The organism is Granulicatella sp. zg-84, assembly GCF_010892375.1.
Classification (GTDB): Bacteria; Bacillota; Bacilli; order Lactobacillales; family Aerococcaceae; genus WM01.
The window spans coordinates 1-7,533 of sequence record NZ_WNJX01000048.1; the positions used below are offsets into that span (position 1 = coordinate 1).

At 33.1% G+C, this 7,533-nt stretch carries 4 protein-coding genes; all 4 read right to left on the bottom strand.

Annotation, left to right across the window (positions count from 1 at the left end; genetic code table 11):
- Window positions 1–164: 164 nt before the first annotated feature.
- Entirely contained in the window at window positions 165–4,901 is a 4,737-nt protein-coding gene (locus GMA06_RS07890; protein WP_163562258.1) for a MucBP domain-containing protein, read from the bottom strand.
- Window positions 4,902–6,280: 1,379 nt separating this feature from the next.
- Window positions 6,281–6,547, bottom strand: coding sequence for an IS30 family transposase (locus tag GMA06_RS07900; RefSeq protein WP_163562259.1), 267 nt, complete (start codon window positions 6,545–6,547; stop codon window positions 6,281–6,283).
- Between the two features lie 36 nt (window positions 6,548–6,583).
- A complete protein-coding gene (locus GMA06_RS07905) occupies window positions 6,584–7,021 on the bottom strand; it encodes a helix-turn-helix domain-containing protein (protein WP_163562260.1) in 438 nt (145 codons plus the stop codon).
- A gap of 237 nt (window positions 7,022–7,258) precedes the next feature.
- Window positions 7,259–7,533, bottom strand: a 275-nt coding sequence (locus GMA06_RS07910) for a transposase (protein ID WP_205426291.1), incomplete at its 5' end; no start/stop codon positions are given.

Consider the following 7,533-nt stretch of genomic DNA (forward strand, 5'->3'; position numbering starts at 1 on the left):
AAAAATGTATCGTGTACATTTCGGTGAGCCGTACATCACTTTGTGACTTAAAATAAAAAGATAGTGACGTAACATTTGTGACATCACTACTTTTTATGAGTCATCAACCCTATTTGACATAGAGCCTTTTTTGTACGATACGATTTAAGATGTTTGAATACGATTTATTCGGCTTCTTCTTCCAATCGTTTTCTTAATGCTGCAACCATTAAACCTAACCCAAGAGCAGTCGCTCCATAGAACATGGCATGTTGTCCTGTTTCACCTGTATGTGGCAATACTGGACTTGTCACTTTACCAGAAGGTTGTTCACTTGGTTTTGTCGGTGTCAATGGTTTATCAGATTTTGGTTGTTCTGGAGTAGGTATAACTGGTGGTATACCTGGTTTTCCTGTTTCTACTAATTTATAAATATATGTGACATCAATATTTCCTTGAATCACTTCACCTTTTTGTTTATCCTTGTCTTCATCTTTTACTTTCACAAGAATATACTGTTTACCGTCTTTTCCTGTAATCACTTCAGGAATTTCTTTCTCATCTTCATTTGTATTATATCCTGTACCAACTGGAGATTTAGGTGTATCTACTGTTGGATCTTGAATCACTTTACCTGACTCATCTACATAATGCACTTTAACCGTACCTGCTGGCACATATGGTACTGGTGTATCCACTGTTGAATCATCCGGATTTTTAATTTCAGGTGGTATATAACCTTTAGTTGGATTTTTTGGATCAACTGGTGTTAACGGCGTTTTTGGATCTTTTGGATTAACCGGCACATAGCCCTCTACATCTCGTAATGGTGGATTATCTTTTGGATTTTTTGGTGTAGCATCATATGGTACTGGGTCAATATCCTTACCTGTTGTTGGATTTGTCGGACTTAATGGATCATTTGGATCTGTTGGTTTTTTTGGATCTTTTGGAATATATGGGACATATTTACCTAGTTTTTCAGTAGGTGTTGTATTTTCTAATTTATACACATACGTTACCACTTTTTCCACATCTGATTCAACTGATCCTGCTGCCAAGTCTCCTTTAACTAAACGACCGTTTTCATCTACTTCTCCAACTTTATAATCTAAACCTTTAGAAACCAATACATACGTTTTACCATCCTTTTCGATTTTGTTTGGACGAAGTGTTGTAGTTGTTGTGTCGTAATGTTTACCAGGTTTTTCATTTCTTTCTGCATCTTTTGATGTTTTGATTTCAACGCCGTTTTCATCTACATATTTTACAATAACAGAACCTGCTTTTTCATACACATACGTTACCGTTGTTTCAGGTTTTTGAATGGTTCCTTTTTCAGGATCTGAACCCTCTTTTACTGGTTTTTCTATTGGATAGTAAACTGTGCCATCTTCTGCTGTTATTTTAGGTTCTTTTTTATCCGGTGTTTCATAATATGTTCCCATTGGAGATTCTGGTGTATCTTCAACAGGTTTTTTAATTTCTTTACCGCTTGTATCTTCGTATTTAACAGTCACTTTACCTTTTTTCACTTCTTCTGGTATGACTTCTTCATACACATAAATAACATGTGTTGTACCTTCTAGAACTGTTCCTGTTTCATCAGGTACAACGTGATCAGTATCAGATTTTTGAACAATCACTTTATTATTTACTACATTACCCTTTGATATTTCTTTATATTTATATGTTTTATCACCATTTCGAATAAACACTGGTTTTTCTAATGTGTCTTCATTCGTATTATAAGGTTCACCTACTTTAGCATTTGTTGTATCGTTATAAATAGAATGAATTACATCTCCGTTTGTATTGACATAGTGTACAACAACATGCCCTGTTTTGTCTTCTTTGAGTTTATACACATATGTTACTTCTGTTATACCTTCAACAACATTACCTTCTTCATGACCTTTTGTTAAACTTGGTACCAATTCATATATTTTACCATCTTTTTCGATTTCTTTTGGTTTTTCAACGTCATCTGTACCGGTATTGTATGGTGTGCCTACTGATGAGGATGGTGTATCTTCTCTATCTTCTTTTAATTCGTTTCCGTCCATATCCACATAGTGAACAATAACTTTACCTTTTACTTCACGGTACTCATAAGTCACATGTGTTGGTTCTTCTGTTACGGTTCCTGTTTCAGGAGAATTTCCTGGCTTACCTTCTTGTAATCTTACTAATTCATAGATTTTTTTGTCATCCGTGTAGATTCTTGTAGGTTTATAATCATCTGTATTATATTCTGTTCCTACAGGTTCGCTTGGAGTATCAATTACTTCTTTTGAAATAATTTTATCTGTACCTTCTTCAACATAATGAACAATTACTGAACCATTAGGTTTTACAACTTCTCTATAATAGTATGTAATATGTGTCGTTCCCTCCACCACGTTACCCACTGGGCTACCTTGTGTCATCGCTTCAACTAATTCATATTCTTTACTATCAAAAGTAATTTTAGTAGGTCTTTCTTGTTCTCCATCTTCTGTTGTTTGAGTAGCATCATATCCTGTTCCTACAGAAACTGGGTTTGTATCTACATAATCGCCTTTTATAGTTACACTATCATCCAATCGTTTATAGTGAACAACAACATCACCTTTAACTTCTTCATAAACATAAATAACTGTTTGTGTTCCTTCGATAACAGTTCCCTCTTCTGCAGCACTAGATGTTAAATGACCATTTTTATCTACTTGACCTACTGTGTATGGACCTGCTTTTTTAACTAGTTTATACGTTTTACCTTCTTTTGTAATAGTTTCAGGTCTTAAGTCAACTGTATTATATTTGCTCTCAATGGCACCTTTAACTGTATCATCAGCTTGTGGAGCAATTTCTTCCCCGTCAACTGTTTTGTATTGAACAACAACATTACCTGTAACTTCCTCGTAGACATATGTAATGGTTTGTGTATTTTCTGTAACGGTACCATCGATTGCATCACTAGATGTTAAATGACCATTTTTATCTACTTGACCAACTGGATAAGTGTCTGCTTTAACGACTAAACGATATGTTTTGCCTGCAGGTGTTGTAATTGTTTCTGGTCTTAATTCAGGTGTTAACGTATTATACGCTTCGTTAATTGGACGGTCTTTTGCCGCATCTCGTTGAGAAACAACAGCTCCGTCTTTTTCAAATGAAAGAGGTAATCCGTCAACAGTTTTGTAATTTACTACTACATTTCCTTTAATTGCCTCATAAACGTAAGTAACATAACGTGTTCCTTGTGCAACTGTTCCTTTTGGATTTACACCCGTTGCATCGGTTAAAGACACTAAATCATTTTCTGAACTATCTGCTACTAAGTTATTATCTGCACCTACAGTTCCAACAGTATAAGGTCCTTCTTTTTGTACTAAGCGATAAGTGATATTATCTTTTTCAATTAGTTCTGGTTTCAATGTACTATCAGTTGTATCATATTCTGATCCAACAGGTTCATTTGATTTTGCTACAACACTATCTTTATCTTTCAGTAAATTGCCATCTACGTCTACATAATTCACAATAACTGAACCTTTTCCTAAAACTTCATCTGCGTTTGGAGAACTTGCAGGAACACCTGATGCTGCTGCTGTAAAGTCATAATATAAATATTTTCCAGTTACACCACCTTGTACCTCAGATTCTTCATTAGTAGCAGAATCTACAAATTTGTAACTGAAAATATCTGTAGTGCCAGCAGGTGCTGGATTTGGGTCTGAAAAGTTTGTAACAATACGAGACGATTTACCAAGTGCTACGTCATCATCTAAATTCAATGCACCTAAAGTTAAATAACCTGGTTTACTATAGTCACCAAAGAAACTTAAATTAATAGTGCGTCCATTATCTGTAATACTATCAATAATATAATACATATTATCTGGTGTTACATATAATTTTCCATCATTTGAGTTAGCTTGTCTTTTACCATCTACAGAATACGGTGCCCATTTAACTGGAAGCTTTTCGTTGATACGCATTTTATCCGCTGGGAAAGTAAATGCACCTGGTTCACCCGGATTTTTTGTTGACGTAAAGCTCATTTTAAACCCTTGAGGAAATCCACTAACTTGTCCGTTGATAACAGCAAATCCTTCAGCCGTTAAATCTTTAAAGAATCCAATATTTTTAAGATTTTCGTCTGTTTTATTAGCACCTTGTGGACGATAATCCCAAATTGTAAGGTCAAATGAACGATAAGTTCTATCTGCACTACTATTTAACTCATGTTGTTTTGCTGTACCATTTTTTTCATCAAATGCTGGAATTGTAAATTCTTTTGCAAAAACTGGATTACCGTTTACAGATATTTTAAATGTTGATTGTCTATCATCTGTTGAAAAAATCACTTCTTTTGAAACACTAAATGACATTTCTGCTTTTACATTTAATAAGCCTTCAACATCATCTGTAAAAGTCACTTTATATTTTCTTCTAGAAGATAAGATATCGTTACTATGTGCCATGTTAAAACGTGTAGCGTCTGTAGCATTTGTTGCTTTCATAATGTCTGTTTCATAGCCCATTTTTTCAACAGTTGCAATAGTATATTGTTTTCCAGATGTATCTTTAATAATAAAAGCAGACGGCATTTCAATTGCATTATTTTCTGATTCTACAACAAAATAATCACCTTTATGTAATTTTTGATCACCAAAATCAAAGGCTACTTTTGATCTGTTGTAAGCAGTTGGTGGTTGACCAGTTGCTGATAAATTTGGTGTAACTGTAACTGTTGGTGTTACTTCTTTTCCTTCATATTTTGTTCCAGAATCACTAGCTGCCACTGCACTTGCTGTTGTTTCTGTTGCTACAACATTCATAATAGGCGCAGATAATAATAGCGTCCCTAAAAGAACAGAACCCACACCTGTTGTAAACTTACGTATAGAAAAACGATCTTTTTTTCTATTAAACATTTCTTTTATTTCCTCCTAAGTTTTATTTCCATACCTTATATTATATTTTTTATTTATACATTATCTTCCAATCCCTTTTACGTTAAGAAAATAGTTATCTATTCTTTTTTTAAAACTTAACCTGTTTACCTCTATTCATTTTTTCTTCTTTGTTTCATCTTCTTTATCAATAAACCTATTCTATTATTATCATTTTCCTAGACCTATGTCTCCAATATCTTCTTGAACATTGTCGACTACAAAAAGTTGTGCGTCTATCAAGTTCTCCCTCTTTTGTTATGACTACTTTCTCACATCTTCTACAAGTAAATGTTCTGCTTTTGTATAAATTAGATTCTGTTGTCTTTCTCTTAATACATCCCTTTTTATATGATAGTTGATAGCAGGCATATATTTTCTTTTTCATCGTCTGCCTTATTATCTTATTATCAAGTCCTCCTTCCATATTTCTTGACACATACACTGTCCTTTTACCTAGACATTTTCGGACAAATTATATCTATAAATTTCCGAAAATAAAGAAATTGTTTTCAAATATCATTTCAAAAAAACTGTATGATGTAGAGAGGAACTATCAAACATTTCCACCCTCCCCCTTTCTACCTATTATTATAAACATTTGTCCGCAAATGTCTAGGTTTTTAGGCAATCATTTTATATTTATTACCCACTTTTTTCTAAAAAAGAACTTATTTATAAGTAAAAAATCAACTTTTTACTCAAATACTAAAAAAACTTTTATTTAAAAAGACAAGCAAATATTGAAAATGAATAAAAATAAAGAAAATCTCTTCTAAAATTTAATAAATCAGGAAAAATACATGATTACACTAACCTAATAACCAAATAAAATATTGCTTATATTTTGTCCTAGTCAAAATTAATACGAGGTATCAAACAAAAAATACAATAATCAACTAAATATTCATTTCATATCTTCAATTGTAAAGTAAAGTGCAAAAAACGATAATCACTTTCTTTTTTGCGGGGTTAATAACCCAATAATAAAAACCAAGGTTTTCTAGTCAAGGCGAAAAACAAAGTGTGCCTTGACGGGAAACCTGTTTTTATTAAACGATGAACCTACCCGCAATAAAAATAACTCTGCAGGTGCACGATAACCTAATTTACGTCGTATTTTATGACTCAAGCAGGATTCTATTTTACGAATAGTTGACTTTTTAACGGTGTTGATAGATTTACCCTTAGGTAAAAACTCCCGTATCTGTCCATTATGATTTTCATTAGTACCACGCTCATAAGATGAATAAGGGTGTGCGTAGTAAATATTTAAATGTTTTGATTCTAATTCAGATAACGATGCGAATTCTGAACCATTATCAGATGTTATACTCTTGAAGGTTGATTTCCCATATTGTTTAAAAAATATTCTTTAATGTCCGTAAAACACATTGTGCTGTTTTACCATTCATTTTACATATAATTGTATAACGTGTTTGTCGTTCTACTAACGTTAATAATAGAACTTCATTTTTCGTTTTCTTAAATAAGACCAAATCAATTTCCCAATGTCCAAATTCTGTACGATTATTCGCTACGGCTGGTCGATTTTCGATAGAGGTTCCCATGTTTTTCTTGTATGTTTTGGTGGGCTCTTTTTTCGGTCGTTTTCTAATGCTTACCATTTTGGGTAAAGCAATTGGTTTGATAGGGATAATACCTTAATGGACAAACGTATAAACCGTTTTCGTACAAGGGACTTTTTCATTAGGGTGATTTAGGCGATACCAATGTACAAAGGTATCAATACTGTGTATTCTGTATGTTTCAGTGACTGCCTGTTGTAAGTCTTTGAAAAATTGCTGACTAAATTTTTCAGTTAAATCATGATGATATTTATTTTGTTGCTTAGCTTTATAAATATGATGGCTTGTTTCAGCGTAATATTTTAGTTCGTCACGTTGAATACCATTTCGATGAACCATTTGATTAACGCTTCCTCGTTTGATTTCTCTATAGATTGTGGATACATTTCTTCCGAGTCGTTCAGCGATATATCGTATTGACTTCTTTTCGTTTAATAACGTTTCAATTTTTGTATGTTCAACCAATGATAGCTGTGTATATTGTTTTTTTGTGTTATAATTTATTTCAGACATGATAATGACCTTTCTAATGTTGTAGTGGATTTTAGTAAGTTAATTATCTGTCTTTTTTTGTCTACTTTTATATATAAAGTTTATACAAAATCGTGTTGGTGGATTATTCCCACCCACACGATTTATTATAGAGCCCATAAAATTAGGGTTGCTGGCTTATGCCAGCAACCCTAAAAATTATACAGCCGAAAATAACAAATCATCCTAGTGCTTCTTGCACTAGGATGATTTGTTATGTCAGACTGTTGACAATAGCGATAAAAAATCCAACGTATTTCTCCAGTTTTGAAAAATACGTTGGATTTTGCATTTAAAAATGATAAATAAAGAACTATATTGTAAAAAATGGCTATCTCTCGTGAGTAGGATTGCCATTTTTTTCATGTTTTGGGCAGCACAAGATAACCAAGTGTACTGCTGCATCTTGGCTACTCCTCTATATTGTGCAAACCGATACCCATGATTTTGTTTAGAGTCTGCAAAGCTACGCTCAATCGTTTCTTTCCGTCGTT

Coding starts and splice junctions, on each gene's coding strand:
- GMA06_RS07890 (WP_163562258.1), bottom strand. CDS start 4,901: ATGTTTAATAGAAAAAAAGATCGTTTTTCTATACGTAAGTTTACAACA.
- GMA06_RS07900 (WP_163562259.1), bottom strand. CDS start 6,547: ATGGTAAGCATTAGAAAACGACCGAAAAAAGAGCCCACCAAAACATAC.
- GMA06_RS07905 (WP_163562260.1), bottom strand. CDS start 7,021: ATGTCTGAAATAAATTATAACACAAAAAAACAATATACACAGCTATCA.